We start from the raw sequence: 18,939 nt of genomic DNA, 5'->3' as shown, positions 1-18,939 counted from the left end.
CTACAGACCGTGATGAGCCTGACGGGTACGCCCTTCCTCGTGACCGCGATCGTGCTGGCCGTGATCGCGGTCCTGCTGCCGCTGGTGCTGTGGACCCGACTGCGCGGACCGGCGGTCGTGCGGGGCGCACTCCGGCTCGGCATGGTCGCCTTCGCCCAGCTCACCGCGATCGTGGTGGTCTTCGTCGCGGTCAACAACGCCAACCGCCTGTACGACAGCTGGGGCGACCTCCTCGGCACCAGCGACCACGTCGACGCGGCGATCGACCTCGGCCCCGACGGCACGGGCGGCAAGCGCGTCACCGACCTGCCGAAGGTGCGGCAGACGTTCGAGCCGGTCGACGACCCGGGCATGGGCGAGGGCATCCGGCGCACCACCCTCAAGGGCCGGATCTCCGGGGTGAAGGCAGAGGTGTACGTATGGCTGCCGCCGCAGTACGACGACCCGGCGTACAAGGACCGCAGGTTCCCGGTGGTCGAGCTGCTCTCCGGCTTCCCCGGCTCCCCGAAGTCCTGGTTCGGCAGCCTGTACGCGAGCAGGCAGCTGGAGCCGCTGATGCGGCAGGGCAAGGTCGCGCCGTTCATCCTGGTGTCGCCGCGGACCACCCTGCTCGGCGACACCGACACCGGCTGCGCGAACATCCCCGGCAAGGTGAACGCCGACTCGTGGCTCAGCATCGACGTACGCCGGATGGTCACCGACAACTTCCGCGCCCTCGACACACCCGACGGCTGGGCCGTCGCCGGGTACTCGGCGGGCGCCCACTGCGCCGCGAAGCTGACCGTCGCGCACCCCGACCGGTACGGGTACGCGATCAGCATGTCCGGCTACAACGACCCGGCCGCGGAGCCGTCCTCGCTCACCGGCCGGGACCCGGAGCTGCGGCACCGGCACAACCCGCTCACCCTCCTGAAGGCGGCCGCGACCCCGCCCAGGGTCACGATGCTGTTCACCGGGAACGGGCAGGACGGCTTCCAGCAGGGCCTGGACCTGCGCGCCGTCTCCCGGCCGCCGACCCGGATCGACGTGCGCCAGGTCACGGGCGGCCACCGCACGGCCTCCTGGATGCGGGAGGTGCCGGCGGTCTTCGAGTGGCTGACGGCGCGCATGGGGACGGGACCCGGGGCGGGGGCCGCCGGGGGTCACGGAGCCAGTGAGACGTCCACCTTCTCCGCCACCCGCCGGTAACCGATCCCCGCGTAGATCCGCTCGATCGCCGCGTCGGCCGGCTCCAGCCACACCAGCCGGCAACCGCGCGCGAACGCCGTCGCCGTCAGGTACGCCGAGAGGCCCGCGCCGATGCCACGCCGCCGGTGGCTCGCCGCGACCGCCAGCCCGGCGAGCTCGCTCAGCCCGTCCACCGGTACCGAGCAGCCGCCCGCCCCCACCGTCGTACCGTCGGAGGTGTCCGTGGCGACGCCGGCGACGCCGCCGCCGGCCGCCGCCGTGCGCAGCCAGCGGATCGCGCCCTCGTCCGCCTCGCCGGTCCCGCCGTACGCGAGGTTCTGCACCGCGGCGGCGGCCGCGTACGCGGCGTCGTCCGCCGGTTCGCCGAACGCGATGCCGTCGACGGGTCCCGGTTCCCGCAGCCCGCCCGGCGCGCACGCCATCAGCGGCGCCCGCCGCTCGACGGTGAACCCGGCGGCGAGCAGCGCAGGTTCCAGCTCCGGCGCGCAGGCGGGCTGGAACTCCAGGCGCGGCAACCGTTGCAGCGCGCGGAAGGCCGCCACCAGTTGGTCGATCTCCGCCTTCGTGGGCGCGGCGCCCGCGTCGGGGACGGCGTAGTTGGCGGGCGGGATGTCCCATGCGGGGTTGTAGCGCAGGGTGAAGGGGCCCACGCGGCGGTGGTCGGGGGACCGCTGCGCCAGGGTGCGGACGCAGTCCTGGAGGTCGGCGGCGATGCCGTCGGGAACGGCTTCACGGGTGTCGCGATCCATGGTCATGGATCCCGGACCCTATGCGACCCGGGTCGCTCCCGCCCACGGCATTTCGTCGATCGGCGCGATCCGTACGGGCGCGCCGGGGCGCGGCGCGTGGATCATCTTGCCGTCGCCGACGTAGAGCCCGACGTGGCTGACACCGGAGTAGAAGAACACCAGGTCACCGGGGGCGAGCGCGGAGCGCGGTACGCGCTGTCCGGCGTTGATCTGGGTGTACGTGGTGCGCGGCAGGGACACCCCCGCGGAGCGCCACGCGGCCTGGGTGAGGCCCGAGCAGTCGAAGGCCGACGGCCCGGTCGCGCCCCATACGTACGGCTTGCCGAGGGCCCCGTACGCGTACGCGACGGCCTGCGCGGCGCGCGGGTTGGGCGCCTGCGGCGCTCGCGCCGGCGGGAGGCTTCCGGCCGACGGGCCGGGGTTCTCGTACCGGGCGCGTTCGGGGGCGGACAGCCGGCCCAGGAGGCGCTCGGCGGCGGCGAGCTTCTGCCGGATGGTGGTCTTGTGGCGGCGCAGCTCGTCCTGGCGGGCCTCCAGCTCCCGCAGGTGGCCGCCGGATTCGGCGCGCAGCTGCGCGAGCCCGGCGAGTTCGCGGCGCAGGGCGGCGATGGCGTCGGCCTGGCGGGTCCCGGCGCGCTCGGCGAGGGCGGCGCCCTCCAGGTACGCGTCGGGGTCACTGGAGAGGGCGAGCTGGAGGGCGGGGTCGAGGCCTCTGTGCCGGTACTGGGCGGTGGCCACGGAACCGAGCGCGTGGCGGGTGGCGGCGAGCCGCTCCGTCCGGCGGGCGGCCTCGTCCCGCAGGGCGTCCAGGGAGGAGCGGGCCTTGTCCGCCTGCTCTTTCGCGCCGTTGTACCGCTCGGTGGCCTCCTCGGCCTCCCGGTGCAGCCGGTCCACCTCGCTCCTGACCTGGGCGGGGGACAGGCGGGGCTCCGCGTGCCCGGCGCCGCTGAGGGCGGTGGCGGTCGCCGCCCCGGCGAGGACGAAGCCGACGGCGGTGCGCCCGGCCACCCGCCCGGCCGCAGATCCGTTCAGGGAGCGCTGCCGGGGCTTGCGGTGCTTGCCGTGACCGCCGTCATCGCCGTGCTTCGAAGGTTCTGGGTGAGCTGCCACGAGGGCGGGTCACTTCCCTTCCCTGTCGCGTGTGGGTGGGGTGGCCGGCCGCCGCCCGGGAGTCGGAAGACGGCGGTGGGAGAACCGGCCACCTGGGGGAGGACGCTAAACCCGCCGGTCACGGTGGTGAGGGGGAGTGACCGCAATTGCCCGCAGGTGAGAGTTCGGGAACGGCTTCCGTTGGCGGCGACGCGCCTGGAATCTCTCATTCCGTATCAGCTGTGACCGAGGCGACGAATGAGGCAACCCTGACCGGCGACCGGTGCTATGGCCCCGGTTAGGCTCCGGCCCATGGACGTACTCATCAATGTCTTCGTCGCGCTGCACATCATCGGTATCGGCGCCCTGCTGGGCGGCTTCCTGTCCCAGATGAAGGCGATGGGCGCGGGTACGGCGCGCTTCAGCCCCGGCATGCTGCACGGCGCGCTGACCATGCTGGTGACGGGTGTGGCCCTGGTCGGGCTCAACCAGGCCGACGACCAGACCGTGAACAACATCAAGATCGGCGTGAAGCTGGCGATCCTGGTCGTCATTCTCGGTCTGGTCTACGTCAAGCGGGACGAGGAGACGGTCGACAAGGCGCTGTTCGGCGCCGTGGGCGGCCTCACCGTCGCCAACATCTTCATCGCGACGCTCTGGACCTGATGTGACCTGAGCGGCCCGCTTCCCACGGGCGGGCCGCCCCCCTCAGGCGGGCCCCTCAGGCGGGGCGCACGCAGCCGTACAGCGGCATGGAGTGGACCGCGTCCTCGCGGACGTTCATCCCGGGGCGCGGGGCGTGGATCATCACGCCGTCGCCCTGGTAGACGCCGACGTGGCTGATGTCGTCGTAGAAGAACACCAGGTCGCCGGGGCGCAGCTCGTCCATGGAGACGCGCGTGCCGACGCGGGCCTGCTCCCAGGTGGTCCGCGGCAGGTCGACGCCCGCCGCCTTCCAGGCCGCCTGGGTCAGGCCGGAGCAGTCGTACGAGCTCGGGCCGGCCGCGCCCCAGACGTACGGCTTGCCGAGCTGGGCGCGGGCGAAGGCCAGCACCTTGTCCGCTTCGGCCGCGGTGCGGTCGGGCCCGTGACCGGTTCCGTTCTCGGTCCCGCGGGCTTCCGGCCCGTACGCCGGGGCCTCCGCCCGCGTCCCGGTCGGCGTCCCGGTCGGCGTCTCGCTCAGCGTCTCCGTCCGCGTCTCCTCCCGCGCCAGCAGGGCGTGCGCCTCCGCGAGCTTGCGCTGCACCGTCCGCTTGCCGGCGCGCAGCGCCTCGGGGGTCTTCGCGGGCTCGGCCCGCGGGGCCGGGATCTCCGCCTTCCACGCCTCGGCGGCCTCGACGGCATCGTTGTCGGGCCTCGCGGTCGGCTCCGCCTCGATGTGCGGGACGTACGGGCTGGGCGGGGCGGGCTCGACGGGCTGGGCCGGCCGCACGGGCTGGGCCGGCGGGGCGGGCCGCACGGGCTGGGCGTACCGCTGCGCCTGCGTACCCGTGCCTCCGGCCTGCCGGTAGAGGTCGTCGATCTTCCTCTGCACCTCCTCCACCGTCGGCCGGCCCGGCGCGGCCTCGGCCGACTGGGCGGACAGCAGGGTCGTGACCGAGGCGATGGCGGCCGTCGTGACCCCGACGGCGGGGGAATTCGTACCGAACGTGCCAAACGAACCGAACGTGCGGGTGGTGCTGCTGCGCGGCTTGCGATGCGACGCCAAGGCCGGCATCTCCTTCCGTAGACCGCCTACCGGGTCAACCGGCGGGTTCGGGCGAACGGAAGGTGCCCTACGGCCTGCGGAAGCGGCCGATTCACCCCATGGTGCATGGTGGGTCCCCGGTTCCAACTCCCGTGCGGGGAGAGTGGATTCGGCGTGGGCGGTCCGATCGGCGTGGTTCGCCGATGAGGGAACGGTCCGCTTGTGCGGCACGCTAGCCAACGTGTGGTGGTGCTGTGAAGGATGATGTTCGATATGCCGGATACATTTTCGTGACCTTTACGCGGTGCTTATGTGTCATCGCGCTCTGCGACGAAGTCTGTTCGGCCCCGACTGTCAGTGGGGCGGCCTAGACTCGATAGGCGATGAGCAGCCTCTTTGACGACAGCTTCCTGGCGGACCTGCGGAACCACACCTCCGAGGAACCGCCGCCGCCCCCCGAGGACGCCGAGGGCCACGCCCCGGCCCCGGAGGAGGTCCCGCACGACCTCTTCGGGGACCGCTTCGACGTGCCCCCGGCCCGGGACGCGTACCACCGCGACGGTGCGCCGCGCACCGTCGTGGACCCCGCCGCGCTGCTGGAGGGGCTGAACGACCAGCAGCGCGCCGCCGTCGTCCACACCGGCTCGCCGCTGCTCATCGTGGCCGGTGCGGGCTCCGGCAAGACCCGGGTGCTCACCCACCGCATCGCCCACCTGCTGGCCACCCGGCACGTCCACCCGGGCCAGATACTGGCGATCACCTTCACCAACAAGGCCGCCGGCGAGATGAAGGAGCGCGTCGAGCAGCTCGTCGGCCCGCGCGCCAACGCCATGTGGGTGATGACCTTCCACAGTGCGTGCGTCCGCATCCTGCGCCGAGAGTCGAAGAGGCTCGGCTTCACGTCGTCCTTCTCGATCTACGACGCCGCCGACTCCAAGCGGCTCATGGCGCTGGTCTGCCGCGACCTGGACCTCGACCCGAAGAAGTTCCCGCCGAAGTCCTTCAGCGCCAAGATCTCCAACCTCAAGAACGAGCTGATCGACGAGGAGACCTTCGCCGACCAGGCCGCCGACGGTTTCGAGAAGACGCTCGCCGAGGCGTACCGGATGTACCAGGCGCGGCTGCGCGAGGCCAACGCCCTGGACTTCGACGACATCATCATGACGACGGTCCACCTGCTCCAGGCGTTCCCGGACGTCGCCGAGCACTACCGCCGCCGCTTCCGCCACGTCCTCGTCGACGAGTACCAGGACACCAACCACGCCCAGTACACGCTCGTACGCGAACTGGTGGGGACGGGTTACGACGACCTCGCCCCGGCCGAGTTGTGCGTCGTCGGTGACGCCGACCAGTCGATCTACGCCTTCCGCGGCGCCACCATCCGCAACATCCTCCAGTTCGAGGAGGACTACCCGGACGCGACGACGATCCTGCTGGAGCAGAACTACCGCTCCACCCAGACCATCCTCTCCGCGGCCAACGCCGTGATCGAGCGCAATGAGAGCCGCCGCCCCAAGAACCTGTGGACGAACGCCGGCCCCGGCTCGCGCATCACCGGGTACGTCGCGGACACCGAGCACGACGAGGCGCAGTTCGTCGCCGACGAGATCGACCGGCTGACGGACGCGGGCGAGGCGAAGGCCGGCGACGTCGCGATCTTCTACCGGACGAACGCCCAGTCCCGCGTCTTCGAGGAGATCTTCATCCGCGTCGGCCTGCCGTACAAGGTCGTCGGCGGCGTCCGCTTCTACGAGCGCAAGGAGGTCCGGGACGTCCTGGCGTATCTGCGCGTGCTGGCGAACCCGGAGGACAGCGTCCCGCTGCGCCGCATCCTCAACGTGCCCAAGCGGGGCATCGGCGACCGCGCCGAGGCGATGATCGAGGCGCTGGCCCTCCGCGAGAAGATCACCTTCCCGCAGGCGCTGCGCCGCGTCGACGAGGCGTACGGCATGGCGGCGCGCTCCGCGAACGCCGTGAAGCGCTTCAACACGCTCCTCGACGAGCTGCGCACCATCGCCGAATCCGGCGCCGGTCCGGCCGTGGTCCTGGAGGCGGTCCTGGAGCGCACCGGGTACCTCGCCGAACTGCAGGCCTCCACCGACCCGCAGGACGAGACCCGCATCGAGAACCTCCAGGAGCTCGCCGCCGTGGCCCTGGAGTTCGAGCAGGAGCGCGGCGAGAACCCCGGCACGCTCGCCGAGTTCCTGGAGCAGGTGGCGCTCGTCGCCGACTCCGACCAGATCCCGGACGAGGACGAGGAGGGCTCCGGCGTCATCACGCTGATGACGCTGCACACCGCCAAGGGCCTGGAGTTCCCGGTGGTGTTCCTGACGGGCATGGAGGACGGCGTCTTCCCGCACATGCGCGCCCTCGGCCAGACCAAGGAGCTGGAGGAGGAGCGGCGCCTCGCGTACGTCGGCATCACGCGCGCCCGCGAACGGCTCTACCTCACGCGGTCGTCGATGCGCAGCGCCTGGGGCCAGCCCTCGTACAACCCGCCCTCGCGGTTCCTGGAGGAGATCCCGGCCCAGCACCTGGAGTGGAAGCGCACGGGCGCGATGGCCAAGCCGTCGTCCGGCGGCCCGGCCTCCGGGATCACCGCGTCGCTGTCGTCCTCGCGCTCCCGCTCCGGCCCGTCGGGCTTCGCCACGCGGCGTACGACCGACAAGCCGGTGATCGCGCTGGCGGTCGGGGACCGGGTGACGCACGACCAGTTCGGGCTCGGGACCGTGATGGCGGTGACGGGCGCGGGCGCCGACGCGCAGGCGACGATCGACTTCGGGGACGAGAAGCCGAAGCGGCTGCTGCTGCGGTACGCGCCGGTCGAGAAGCTGTAAGCGCTACGCGGTCGGGTCGAGGCCGTGGCTGCGCAGCCACGGCAGCGGGTCGATCGCGGAGCCGCCGCCGGGCCGTACCTCGAAGTGCAGGTGCGGTCCGGTGGAGTTGCCGGAGTTGCCGGAGTACGCGATGACGTCACCGGCCTTGACCTCGCCGGACCGGATCTTGGTGCTGCTGAGGTGGCAGTACCAGGTCTCGGTGCCGTCCTTGGCGGTCACGATGGCCATGTTCCCGTAGGCGCTGTTCCACTGGGTGCGCACGGTGCCGTCGGTGGCGGCCATCACGGGCGTGCCGTACTGCACGGGGAAGTCGATCCCGGTGTGCAGGGACATCCAGTTGACGCCGGCCTGTCCGTAGTACGCGCTGAGCTGGTGCAGCTTGACGGGGAGCGCGAACTTGGGGCGCAGCGCCTCGCGGCGCGCGGCCTCCTCCTCGCGCTTCTTGCGCTCGGCCTCCTGGCGGGCCTTGAGGTCGATGCGCTCCTGGGTGCGGCTGGCGCGGTCGCCGAAGTCGCGGGCGTCGGCGCTGAGCGCGGCGAGCTGGGTGTCCAGGGCGCTGTTGGCGGCGGCGACGGTCTTGACGGAGGACGGGTCCTCGGCGGTCACCGGCTTGGCCTCGGCCTTCTCCTCGCCGCCGGTGAGGCCGCTGACGGAGGCCGCCGCGATCCCGGCGACACCCATGACGCACGCGGAGGGCACGGCCACGGTCAGAAGCGCGGAACGTTTCGCGGGGGTACGCCGCCGGCCACGGCTGCCGCCTCCGCCGGAGCGGCGGGCGGGGCGGGGGACGACGGCCGCGGCCACGGGCTCGGCTTCGGCCTCGGGCGCCGCCTCGGGCGTCGCCTCGGGCTCCGGATCCGACTCCTCGTGCTCCTGGCCCTGCTCGTGCTCCGGCTCAGGGGCTTCGGCGTGCGGGGCCTCCGCATGGAGGGCCTCCGCCGAGGCGTAGTCGTACTGCTCCGGCACGAACGTCTCGGTGGGCGCGGAGTGCCAGGCGGTGGCGTCGTAGGCGCCGGTGTCGTACTGCGTCTGGTTGTTCCAGGCGCCGGCGTCCCACTGGCCGGTGTACTCGGAGTACTCGACGTAACCGGTGGTGGCGCCGTCCCACTGCGTGGTGTCGTACTGGCCGCTGTGCCCGGCGTCGTAGCCGGTCTGATGGCCGGCGGTGTCGTAACTCGCCTGGTAGCCGCCGTCGTAGGACCCGGGGAGGGCGCCGAAGAGCGGGTCGGTCGCGAAGGCGCCGGTGTCGTAGGTCCCGGTCTCGTACGTGCCCGTGGTGTAACTGCCAGTGCTGTAGCTGCCCGTGGTGTAGGCGTCGTCTCCGACGTACCCGGCGTGGGGGTGCTGGTCGTTCACCAACTTCTCTCTCGCCTCGGCAGCAGGACCAGGTCTGGGCGCGGCCCCCGGGATGGGGAACCCCAGAGGGGAAAGCAGTGGGCGCGACTGTACCCGGCGGTACGCGCAAGCGACAATCTTCCGAGAGTTTTGGGCCCGGGGGAAACGGGCATTCAGCCGCCTTTCGGCGGAGTGCACACAGAGCCTTGGCCGTACGTTCGAAATCCGTTCGACAGTTGTGGCGTTGCCTTCACGCCACCGACATGGAATCCACCGCTCCGGCGGTCGGCTCCTCCGACTCCAGCACCCGGCGGACCGCGGCGGCGACCGCCGGGTGGACCGGGAGCGCCAGGTGGCCGACCCCGGTGACCCGGACGTTCTCCGCGATCAGGTCCGGGTGGCGCAGGCACGCCGTCTCGGCGGGGACCATCGCCTGGTCGAGATCGCTCCAGAAGCTCACGAACCGCGTACGGCACTGGGGTGCGGGCTCGCTCAACTCCCGCAGCACGGACGAACCGGGACGCATCTGGCGGACGAGCGGGTGGGCACCGGCCAGCGGGGCGAAGGTGGTGCCCGCGTGCGGTGTGCCGAGCGTGACCAGCGTGCGTACGCGCCGGTCGCCGCCGAGCCGCTGCACGTAGTAGCGGGCGATCAGACCGCCGAGGCTGTGCCCGACGACGTCCACCTCGGGGTGGCCGGTGCGGGAGCAGAGGTCCTCGACATGGCGGCCGAGCAGCGCGGCGGCGGTCCGCAGATCGCAGGTGAGAGGGGAGTAGTTGAGCGACTCCAGGTGCTGAGGCGGTCGGCCGGAGCGGACGAGGGAGCGGCGCAGCAGCACGAAGACGGAACGGTTGTCGATGAACCCGTGCAGCAGCACGACGGGCGGCCGCCCGCCGACGGCCGTGACGGGAACGCGGCGGCGGCGTTCCGGGGCGACACCGGTGGGGTAGAGCAGCAGGTGGCAGGCGAGGATGGCCAGCTCCAGGGTTGTGGCCTTGAACAGCGCGATGACCCTCATGGCCGACCTCGCCCTCCCGCACCGGCACACGAGGCACCGCGCCACGCCGCGCACGTGAGGTTTTCCCTCGCGAGCATGTCCCACGTGTGATTTCCCCCTCGGTATTCACCGTGAAACGGCCGCTTGCGGGATGCTGTAGATAACGTTCGTTCACCTCCCCGGGATACAGCTACGGGGGACGCATGTGGAGGCAGTGATGGGTGTGACCGGTCCGATCCGCGTGGTGGTGGCCAAGCCGGGTCTCGACGGCCACGATCGCGGGGCCAAGGTGATCGCGCGGGCCCTGCGTGACGCCGGTATGGAGGTCATCTACACCGGCCTGCACCAGACGCCGGAGCAGATCGTGGACACCGCGATCCAGGAGGACGCGGACGCGATCGGCCTCTCGATCCTCTCGGGCGCGCACAACACGCTGTTCGCGAAGGTGCTGGAGCTGCTGAAGGAGCGGGACGCGGAGGACATCAAGGTCTTCGGGGGCGGGATCATTCCGGAGGCGGACATCCCGCCGCTGAAGGAGAAGGGCGTCGCGGAGATCTTCACGCCGGGCGCGACGACGGCGTCGATCGTCGACTGGGTCAACGCGAACGTCCGCGTCGCCGCGTAGCGGCACGGCCCCTGCGGGGTGCGGCCCGGAGGTCTTTCCCCCACCCCTCCCCCTACGCCCTGCGGGAGTGGGGGGACCCCCACTCCCCGTAACCGGGGGCTGCGCCCCCAGCCCCCGGCCGGGGCCACTCCGCGGCAGCTTCGCGCCGCGGAGGTTTCGGTGTTGGAGTGCGGCGGGTTGGCGCGGTGGCGCGGGCGCTCCGGGTGCATGGGACAGACAGCCACGTGGGGCCACGGAACGGGCCCTTGGGGCACCGCCGGAGGGTGCACGCACCGGCGGCGGGACCGACCGACTACGTGAGGGGGTCGGGGGTGGAGCGTGGGGGGTGGTCGGACGTAAAACGACTGAACTCGCGCGAAGCGCGGTGAACGAGAGTCCGGCCACCCCCCACCGGAACCCCCGGCACCCGTCCCACGCCCACCGGCGCAAGCCACGGCGCGCCGGAAAGCCGCCCCACCGGGCAGAAGCACCGCACCGCCGCCCCCGGCGCACGCCGTGCTACCGCGTGAGCTCCGCGTGCATCGTCGCGCGGAGCCTCAGCGTGGACACCAGGCGTTGGAAGGCCTCCGACCAGTAGCCGCCCGCGCCGGGGGACGCGTCCTCCGGTTCGTCGGGAACGGCGGTGAGGACCTCGAGCCGGGCCGCTTCGACGGGGTCGAGGCAGCGTTCCGCGAGGCCCATCACGCCGCTGAAACTCCACGGGTAGCTCCCGGCGTCGCGGGCGATGTCGAGCGCGTCGACGACGGCACGGCCCAGCGGCTCCGCCCAGGGCACGGCGCAGACGCCGAGGAGCTGGAACGCCTCCGACAGGCCGTGCGCGGCGATGAAGTCGGCGACCCACAGGGCCCGTTCGTCCGCGGGCAGGGTGGACAGCAGCTTGGACCGCTCCGCCAGCGAGGCGGGCGGCGTCGCGGGCGGGCCCAGCAGGGCGCGCGACCAGGCCGCGTCGCGCTGCCGGACGGCCGCCCGGCACCACGCGGCGTGGAGCTCGTCCCGCCAGTCGTCGGCGACGGGCAGGGCGACGATCTCCTCGGGCGTGCGCCCGCCGAGCCGCGCGGGCCAGGCGGCGAGCGGCGTCGCCTCGACCAGCTGGCCGAGCCACCAGGACCGCTCGCCCCGTCCGGCGGGCGGGTTCGGCAGGACGCCGTCGCGCTGCATGCCGGCGTCGCACTCGTGCGGCGCCTCGACGGAGATCACGGCCGTGTCGCCGGTGCGGTCGAGGCTGACGCAGGTCGCCGCCCGCTCGGCCATGCGCGCGGCCAGCGCCGAGTGCGGGAGCGCGGACAGCAGCTCGGCGGCCGTGGCGCGGACGTTGCGGCTGCGGTCGGAGAGCGCGTCCTCCAGGAAGGGCTCGTCCGCGTCGGACAGTCCGGTGCGCAGGGAGTCGAGGAACATGAGCCGGTCCTCGGCCCGTTCGGCGGACCAGGTCGAGCGCAGCAGCGCGAGTGCGGCGCCCGGCTCGTGGGCCCGTACGGCCGCGAGGAGGGCGACGCGCTCGGCGAAGAGTCCCTCCTCCCACAGGCTCCGCACCGCCGGTGTGTCGTCGGGCGCGGGGAGCGCGGCCACTCCCGAGGGGCCGCGCAGGGCGAATCGCCACTCGGGGTTGAACCGGGCGAGCCACAGCCCGCGCGGCCCGGCGAAGGTAAGGGCCTGGGGGCGCAGGTCGGTGCGGGCGCGGGCGGCGTCCAGCAGGGAGGGGAGGACGGAGGCGGGCGCCCGGTAGCCGTGTGCGTTCGCGGTCGCGAGCCACTGGGGCAGCAGCTCGGTGAGGTCGGGTGCCGCCCCGCGCCGGCCGCCGCCCTGTGACGGCCCGGCCCGGTCGGCGAGCAGCTGGGTGAGCCGGCGGCGGGCCGCTTCGGGGACGGGTGGCCGCGGATCGTGCGGCGCCGGTTCGGGCGGGGCGGCGGCGGGCGCGGGCAGCAGGCCCGCCCTGCGCCGCACGGTGTGCAGGGCGGCGGCGTCCAGGAGCGCGACCGGCGCGTCCTTCCCATCCGAACCGGCGCCGGGCGGCCGCCGCTCGGTGCCGAGCAGTGCCGAGGTCACGAGGTCTTCCCAGGATGTGGCGGTGGTCATGGCGTCGTCCTTCCGTAGCCCGGCGTCAGGTGAGCGGAACGGTCTCGAGCGGCTCGAACGGCTGGAGCGGCTCGAACGGCTCGGTCGTCCCGACCGTCCCCGGCTTCCCGACCGCTCCCGGCGTCCCGGCCGTCTCCGCCGACCACGCGGCGAGCGGGGTGAAGCCCCAGTGCCCGCATTCGCCGAAGACGGTGACGGGGCCGCCGCCGGAGAGGGCGACGAGACGCCACAGGCCCGCGCGGCCGAGCGCGGCGGGGGCCACCGGCAGCGCGGACGTGCCGTCGGCCGCGGCCAGTTGCCAGGTGCCGTCCTGCGACGGCACGGGTATGACGTCGGCGAGCGTCACCGGCCAGGCGTCCAGCCAGGGATCCTCGCGCAGCGCGCGCCCGTACGCGGCGAGGGCCTCCGTGGCCGTCCCGCCGGGCGGCGGCGCCTCGGCGGGGACCGGCGGCGAGAACTGCGGCCCGAGCTCGGCCCGCAGCTGTCCGGCGCCCGCGTACGGGGTGACCTCGGCGTCGATGACCACGCCGACGGGCAGGGCCAGCTGCGGCGCCCGCCCCGCGGCGCCGAAGGACAGGAGCAGGGCCGTGCGCCCGCTGTCCCGCCCGTACAGCCAGATGCGGCGCGTGGTCAGCTTGCCGTCCGAGGTGTCGTACTGGGCGAGGACCGTCCAGCGGTCGCGCACGGCCGGGCCGCCGGCGGGCGCGGTGAGCCCGACGCGGGTGCGTACGGTCGCGGCCAGTGGCTCCGGCAGCCGGTCGATGCCCAGCCACGCCTGGTCGAGGAGGTGCGTCAGGGCGCACTCCTCCAGCAGCCGTACGGGCCAGCCGGGGCCCGAGCCCGGTATCGCGCCCAGCTCCCGCACACGGCCGGCCAGCCCGGGGGCCTGCGCGTCGACCATGCGGGCGGCCGTCTCCTCCCACAGCCCGTACCCCGCCTGGTCGGCGGAGGCGAGCCCGCCGCGCAGGAGGTCGGCGAGCCGCTGCTCCAACTCCCGTGCGCCCGCGGTGATCCGGGACGAGCGGCGTTCGGCGCGGCGCCGCGCCGCCTCGGGGTCGGCGGTTCTCGGGGTGGGGGAGCCGGCCGCGTCCCCTCCGTCGCGGCCGGCAGCCCGTTCTCTGCGCCCGGCGAGCCACTGCTCGGCCCACTCCGGCGCGACGTCGGCGTCCGGCACGGCCCGTTCGTCCGACGCCCAGAGCAGCAGCAGCCCCAGCGCGTGCTTGCACGGGAACTTCCGGCTCGGGCAACTGCAGTTGTACGCCGGGCCGGTGGTGTCCACGATCGTCTGATACGGCTTGCTCCCGCTGCCCTTGCACAGACCCCAGACGGCCCCCGCGCCGCCGGCGCCCGAGCCGGACCACGGTCCGGCCGTGCCGAGTTTGCTTCCCGCTTTGCGTGAGGCGTCGTCAGGAGCCAGAGCCAGCACCTGTTCAGCCGTCCAGCGCACCCCCTGCTGATTCATGTCCCCGACCGTAGGCCCCACCACTGACAATCGGCTCTGACCTGCGCAGACGATCGATTGTCAGTGGCATGGTGCACGGTGGATCCCACACCCGGTCGCAACGATCTGGAGGGGGATCCATGACCGTGCCCGAAACCACCGAGGCCACCGCGCCCACCGGCGCCGAGGCCACCCCGCCCACCGCGCCCACCGGCGCAGAGTCCGCCCCGGTCACCGGCGCCGAGCCTCTGCGGCCGCACGCCGAGGACGCGTTCGCGCACGAGCTCAAGGCGCTGGCGGCGGCCGACGACCGGCCCCGCCCCGCCCGCTGGCGGCTCTCGCCGTGGGCCGTCGCCACCTATCTGCTCGGCGGCACCCTCCCCGACGGCACCGTCATCACACCGAAGTACGTCGGCCCGCGCCGCATCGTCGAGGTCGCCGTCACCACACTCGCCACCGACCGCGCCCTGCTGCTGCTCGGCGTGCCCGGCACCGCCAAGACCTGGGTCTCCGAACACCTCACCGCGGCGGTCAGCGGCGACTCCACGCTCCTCGTGCAGGGCACGGCGGGCACACCCGAGGAAGCCATCCGGTACGGCTGGAACTACGCGCAGCTGCTGGCCCACGGCCCCAGCCGGGACGCGCTGGTGCCCAGCCCGGTGATGCGCGCCATGGCCGAGGGCATGACGGCCCGGGTGGAGGAGCTCACCCGCATCCCGGCCGACGTGCAGGACACGCTGATCACCATCCTGTCCGAGAAGACGCTCCCCATCCCGGAGCTGGGCCAAGAGGTCCAGGCGGTACGGGGTTTCAACCTGATCGCCACCGCCAACGACCGCGACCGCGGGGTCAACGACCTGTCCAGCGCCCTGCGCCGCCGCTTCAACACCGTCGTCCTGCCGCTGCCGGCGACGCCGGAGGCCGAGGTCGAGATCGTCTCGCGGCGCGTCGACCAGATAGGGCGCTCGCTCGACCTGCCCGCGACGCCGGAGGGCGTCGACGAGATCCGCCGGGTCGTCACCGTCTTCCGCGAGCTGCGCGACGGCGTCACCACCGACGGCCGCACCAAGCTCAAGTCCCCGTCGGGGACGCTCTCCACGGCCGAGGCGATCTCCGTCGTCACCGGCGGCCTCGCGCTCGCCGCGCACTTCGGCGACGGCGTGCTCCGCCCCGGCGACGTGGCCGCCGGCATCCTCGGCGCGGTCGTCCGAGACCCTGCGGCCGACCGCGTCATCTGGCAGGAGTACCTGGAGACGGTCGTCCGCGAACGCGACGGCTGGAAGGACTTCTACCGCGCCTGCCGGGAGGTCTCGGCATGACGGCGAAGGCTACGGCGACGGCGCGCGCGACCGCCACGAAGCCGCTGCTGCTCGGCGTGCGGCACCACGGCCCGGGGTCCGCCCGCGCGGTCCGGGCCGCCCTGGACGCCGCGAAGCCCCCGGCCGTGCTGATCGAGGGCCCGCCCGAGGGCGACGCGCTGCTCCCGCTCGCCGCCGACGAGCGGATGCGCCCGCCCGTCGCCCTGCTGGCGCACGCGGTGGACGACCCGGCCCGGGCGGCGTTCTGGCCGCTGGCGGAGTTCTCGCCGGAGTGGGTCGCCGTCCGCTGGGCGCTCGACCACGGCGTGCCCGTCCGCTTCATCGACCTGCCGGCCACCCACTCGCTGGCCATGGCCGCGGACCCCACCTGGGGCGACGGGGACGAGGAGGAGGCCGACGGCGTCCGCGTCGACCCGCTCGCCGTGCTCGCCGAGACCGCCGGATACGACGACCCGGAGCGCTGGTGGGAGGACGTCGTCGAGCACCGCGGGCCGCGCGGCCCGGTCGGGGCCCGCCACGGGCCCCCGGGCGACGACGAAGGCACGGACGACGGAGGCACCGACCCCGTCGCCGTCTTCGACGGGCTCGCGGAGGCCATGTCCGCACTGCGCGAGGCGTACGGACACGGCGGCCACCGCCGGGACCTGATCCGCGAGGCCTACATGCGGCTCCAGCTGCGCGCCGAGCGCAAGACGTACGGCGACGGCGTGGCCGTCGTGTGCGGCGCCTGGCACGTGCCGGCGCTCGCGGCGAAGAGCACCGTCACCGCCGACCGCGCCCTCCTCAAGGGCCTGCCCAAGGTCAAGACCGAGATCACCTGGGTGCCGTGGACCCACCGCCGCCTCGCCCGCCACACCGGCTACGGCGCGGGCATCGACTCCCCCGGCTGGTACGGGCACCTGTTCAGCGCACCCGACCGGCCCGTCGAGCGCTGGCTGACGAAGGTCGCCGGGCTGCTGCGCGACGAGGACCGGATCGTCTCCTCGGCCCATGTCATCGAGGCCGTACGCCTCGCCGGGACGCTCGCCGTCCTGCGCGGCCGCCCGCTCGCCGGGCTCACCGAGACCATGGACGCCGTACGGGCGGTGATGTGCGACGGCTCCGACGTGCCGCTGGACCTCATCAGGGACCGGCTGATCGTCGGCGACGTGCTCGGCGAGGTGCCGGACAGCGCGCCCGCCGTCCCGCTGCAGCGGGACCTGACCCGGCTTCAGCGCACTCTGCGCCTCAAGCCGGAGGCCCTGGAGCGCGAACTCGACCTCGACCTGCGCAAGGAGACGGACGCCGAGCGCAGCCGGCTGCTGCACCGCCTGCGGCTGCTCGGCATCGACTGGGGCGACCCGGCCGGCGGGCGCGGCTCCACCGGCACGTTCCGGGAGGGCTGGCGGCTGCGCTGGCAGCCGGAGCTGCACGTGCGCGTGGCGGAGGCGGGTGTGTGGGGCACCACGGTGCTCGCCGCCGCCACCGCCAAGGCCGAGTCGCTCGCGGTGTCGGCCACCGCGCTGGCCGACGTGACCGCGCTCGCCGAGCGGTGCCTCCTGGCCGGGCTGCCCGACGCGCTGCCCGTGGTGATGAAGGCGCTCGCCGACCGGGCCGCGCTCGATGCGGACGTCGGCCACCTCGCCCAGGCGCTGCCCGCGCTGGCCCGCTCGCTGCGGTACGGCGACGTGCGGGCCACGGACACGGCCGCGCTCGGCGAGGTCGCCACCGGCCTCGCGCTGCGCGTCTGCGTCGGGCTGCCGCCCGCCTGCGCGGGGCTCGACGCGGACGGCGCCGCCGAGATGCGCGGCCACCTCGACGGCGTCCACACCGCCATCCGGCTCCTGCCGGGGGCCGAGGCCGAGGAGGTCACCGCCCGCTGGGGCACGGTCCTGCGCGGTCTCGCCGGCCGGGACACCGTGCCCGGAGTGATACGCGGCCGAGCCGCCCGGCTGCTGCTGGACGACGGGCGGCTCGCCGAGGAGGAGGCGGCCCGGCTGATGGCCCTCGCCCTCTCGCCGGGCACGCCGCCCGCTGAGGCGGCGGCCTGGATCGAGGGGTTCGTCGGCGGCGGCCCGGGAGCCGGTTCCTCCGGCGGGGGCATGCTCCTCGTCCACGACGAGCGGCTGCTGGGCCTGGTCGACGCCTGGCTGACGGGGGTCCCGACGGAGGCGTTCACCGACGTACTGCCGCTGCTGCGGCGCACGTTCGGAGCGTATGAACCGGGTGTGCGGCGCACGCTCGGCGAGCTGGTGCGGCGCGGCCCGGCGGCGCCCGGCGCAACGGCGGCGGGCCGCGCCGCCGAGCCCGGCGCACCGGGCTTCGGCCCGGGCCTGGACGAGGAGCGCGCGGACGCCGTCGTGCCGCTGGTGCGGCTGCTGCTCGACGGCGCGCGGGACGCGCACGGCATGGACGACGACGACCTGGTGGGGGCGGGACGATGAGCGAGGCCACGGCCAAGGACGAGGACGAGCGGCTGCGGCGCTGGCGGCTGGTGCTCGGCGGCGGAGCGGCCGACGGGACAGGCCGCGCGCTCGCCGGGACCGACGCCGCCATGGACGGCGCCCTGGCCGCCCTCTACGGCGAGAGCGGCGGCCGGGGCAGGACCGGGCGGGACCGTTCGGCCGGGCTGGGAGCGTCGGCGCCGTCCGTCGCCCGCTGGCTCGGTGACATCCGCACGTACTTCCCGAGCTCCGTCGTCCAGGTCATGCAGCGCGACGCGATCGACCGTCTCGGTCTGTCGACGCTGCTGCTGGAGCCGGAGATGCTCGAGGCGGCCGAGGCCGACGTGCACCTCGTCGGCACGCTCCTCTCCCTCAACAAGGCGATGCCCGAGACGACGAAGGAGACCGCACGGGCCGTCGTCCGCAAGGTCGTCGAGGACCTGGAGAAGCGGCTCGCCACCCGCACCCGTGCCACGCTCACCGGCGCGCTCGACCGCAGCGCGCGCGTCAGCCGCCCCCGTCACCGGGACATCGACTGGGACCGGACGATCCGGGCGAACCTGAAGAACTACCTCCCCGAGCACCGCACCGTGGTGCCCGAGCGGCTCATCGGCTACGGCCGCGCCTCGCAGTCCGTCAAGAAGGACGTCGTCCTGTGCATCGACCAGTCGGGGTCGATGGCGGCGTCCGTCGTCTACGCCTCGGTCTTCGGCGCGGTGCTGGCCTCCATGCGGTCCATCGCCACCCGGCTCGTCGTCTTCGACACCGCCGTCGTGGACCTGACGGACCAGCTGGACGATCCGGTCGACGTCCTCTTCGGCACCCAGCTCGGCGGCGGCACGGACATCAACAGGGCGCTGGCCTACTGCCAGTCGCAGATCACCCGCCCCGCCGAGACCGTGGTGGTCCTCATCAGCGACCTCTACGAGGGAGGCATCCGCGACGAGATGCTCAAGCGGGTGGCCGCGATGAAGGCGTCCGGCGTGCAGTTCGTGGCGCTCCTCGCGCTCTCCGACGAGGGCACCCCGGCGTACGACCGCGAGCACGCGGCGGCGCTCGCGGCACTGGGCGCCCCGGCGTTCGCCTGTACCCCGGACCTCTTCCCCGAAGTGATGGCCGCCGCGATCGAGAAGCGCCCCCTGCCCATACCGGACATGGTGACGCATCAGTAACACC

General features: G+C 73.8%; 14 protein-coding genes and 1 riboswitch. Of the genes, 7 read left to right on the top strand and 7 right to left on the bottom strand.

Translation table 11 applies throughout. From position 1 onward, the window contains the following. Nucleotides 1-12: 12 nt before the first annotated feature. A complete protein-coding gene (locus AB0A69_RS16085) occupies nucleotides 13-1,188 on the top strand; it encodes an alpha/beta hydrolase-fold protein (RefSeq protein ID WP_361421164.1) in 1,176 nt (391 codons plus the stop codon). Here AB0A69_RS16085 and AB0A69_RS16080 read toward each other — a convergent pair. After that, nucleotides 1,143-1,943: a GNAT family N-acetyltransferase gene (locus AB0A69_RS16080; RefSeq protein ID WP_361421161.1), complete on the bottom strand. Its 801-nt coding sequence runs from the start codon at nucleotides 1,941-1,943 to the stop codon at nucleotides 1,143-1,145. The genes AB0A69_RS16085 and AB0A69_RS16080 overlap by 46 nt on opposite strands. 12 nt (nucleotides 1,944-1,955) lie before the next feature. Then, nucleotides 1,956-3,047, bottom strand: coding sequence for an NlpC/P60 family protein (locus AB0A69_RS16075; protein ID WP_361421158.1), 1,092 nt, complete (start codon nucleotides 3,045-3,047; stop codon nucleotides 1,956-1,958). A gap of 291 nt (nucleotides 3,048-3,338) precedes the next feature. Between AB0A69_RS16075 and AB0A69_RS16070 the strand changes: the two genes are divergently transcribed. Beyond that, nucleotides 3,339-3,692 carry a hypothetical protein gene (locus AB0A69_RS16070; protein ID WP_361421155.1) on the top strand — a complete coding sequence of 118 codons (354 nt, stop codon included), beginning with the start codon at nucleotides 3,339-3,341 and terminating at the stop codon, nucleotides 3,690-3,692. Nucleotides 3,693-3,747: 55 nt separating this feature from the next. Here AB0A69_RS16070 and AB0A69_RS16065 read toward each other — a convergent pair whose 3' ends face one another. Then, complete coding sequence (locus tag AB0A69_RS16065; RefSeq protein WP_361421152.1) at nucleotides 3,748-4,743, bottom strand: NlpC/P60 family protein; 996 nt, start codon at nucleotides 4,741-4,743, stop codon at nucleotides 3,748-3,750. Further along, nucleotides 4,742-4,898: riboswitch (cyclic di-AMP (ydaO/yuaA leader) on the bottom strand. (Overlaps the previous gene by 2 nt.) 198 nt (nucleotides 4,899-5,096) lie before the next feature. Between AB0A69_RS16065 and pcrA the strand changes: the two genes are divergently transcribed. Continuing rightward, entirely contained in the window at nucleotides 5,097-7,550 is a 2,454-nt protein-coding gene (gene pcrA, locus AB0A69_RS16060) for a DNA helicase PcrA (RefSeq protein WP_361421149.1), read from the top strand. A 3-nt stretch (nucleotides 7,551-7,553) separates the two neighbouring features. Here pcrA and AB0A69_RS16055 read toward each other — a convergent pair whose 3' ends face one another. Both AB0A69_RS16055 and AB0A69_RS16050 read right to left on the bottom strand, forming a co-directional pair. Beyond that, the gene (locus tag AB0A69_RS16055) at nucleotides 7,554-8,906 is read right to left on the bottom strand and encodes a M23 family metallopeptidase (RefSeq protein ID WP_361421147.1); all 1,353 of its coding nucleotides are present in this window, start codon (nucleotides 8,904-8,906) and stop codon (nucleotides 7,554-7,556) included. Between the two features lie 229 nt (nucleotides 8,907-9,135). Then, nucleotides 9,136-9,903, bottom strand: coding sequence for an alpha/beta fold hydrolase (locus AB0A69_RS16050; protein WP_361421144.1), 768 nt, complete (start codon nucleotides 9,901-9,903; stop codon nucleotides 9,136-9,138). Between the two features lie 196 nt (nucleotides 9,904-10,099). On the opposite strand from AB0A69_RS16050, the gene AB0A69_RS16045 reads away from it, so the two are divergent. Continuing rightward, a complete protein-coding gene (locus AB0A69_RS16045; protein WP_361421141.1) occupies nucleotides 10,100-10,507 on the top strand; it encodes a cobalamin B12-binding domain-containing protein in 408 nt (135 codons plus the stop codon). A 498-nt stretch (nucleotides 10,508-11,005) separates the two neighbouring features. Here AB0A69_RS16045 and AB0A69_RS16040 read toward each other — a convergent pair whose 3' ends face one another. Both AB0A69_RS16040 and AB0A69_RS16035 read right to left on the bottom strand, forming a co-directional pair. Further along, nucleotides 11,006-12,580 carry a DUF5691 domain-containing protein gene (locus tag AB0A69_RS16040; RefSeq protein WP_361421138.1) on the bottom strand — a complete coding sequence of 525 codons (1,575 nt, stop codon included), beginning with the start codon at nucleotides 12,578-12,580 and terminating at the stop codon, nucleotides 11,006-11,008. A 25-nt stretch (nucleotides 12,581-12,605) separates the two neighbouring features. Continuing rightward, a complete protein-coding gene (locus tag AB0A69_RS16035) occupies nucleotides 12,606-14,042 on the bottom strand; it encodes an SWIM zinc finger family protein (RefSeq protein WP_361421135.1) in 1,437 nt (478 codons plus the stop codon). A 119-nt stretch (nucleotides 14,043-14,161) separates the two neighbouring features. Between AB0A69_RS16035 and AB0A69_RS16030 the strand changes: the two genes are divergently transcribed. Genes AB0A69_RS16030 through AB0A69_RS16020 form a run of 3 tightly spaced genes read left to right on the top strand, consistent with a single transcriptional unit; the run spans nucleotide 14,162 to nucleotide 18,935 of the window. Beyond that, on the top strand, nucleotides 14,162-15,340 hold the full coding sequence (locus AB0A69_RS16030) for an AAA family ATPase (protein ID WP_361421132.1): 1,179 nt from the start codon (nucleotides 14,162-14,164) through the stop codon (nucleotides 15,338-15,340). Further along, on the top strand, nucleotides 15,337-17,763 hold the full coding sequence (locus AB0A69_RS16025) for a DUF5682 family protein (RefSeq protein WP_361421129.1): 2,427 nt from the start codon (nucleotides 15,337-15,339) through the stop codon (nucleotides 17,761-17,763). Before AB0A69_RS16030 ends, AB0A69_RS16025 begins: the two co-directional genes overlap by 4 nt. Further along, complete coding sequence (locus AB0A69_RS16020) at nucleotides 17,760-18,935, top strand: VWA domain-containing protein (RefSeq protein WP_361421126.1); 1,176 nt, start codon at nucleotides 17,760-17,762, stop codon at nucleotides 18,933-18,935. The genes AB0A69_RS16025 and AB0A69_RS16020 overlap by 4 nt, the downstream gene beginning before the upstream one ends. The last annotated feature ends 4 nt before the right edge of the window (nucleotides 18,936-18,939 follow it).

Source organism: Streptomyces sp. NPDC045431 (assembly GCF_040646655.1).
GTDB lineage: Bacteria > Actinomycetota > Actinomycetes > Streptomycetales > Streptomycetaceae > Streptomyces.
Note: the sequence above shows the minus strand (reverse complement) of the source record. Positions and strands in the feature narration are given on the sequence as shown.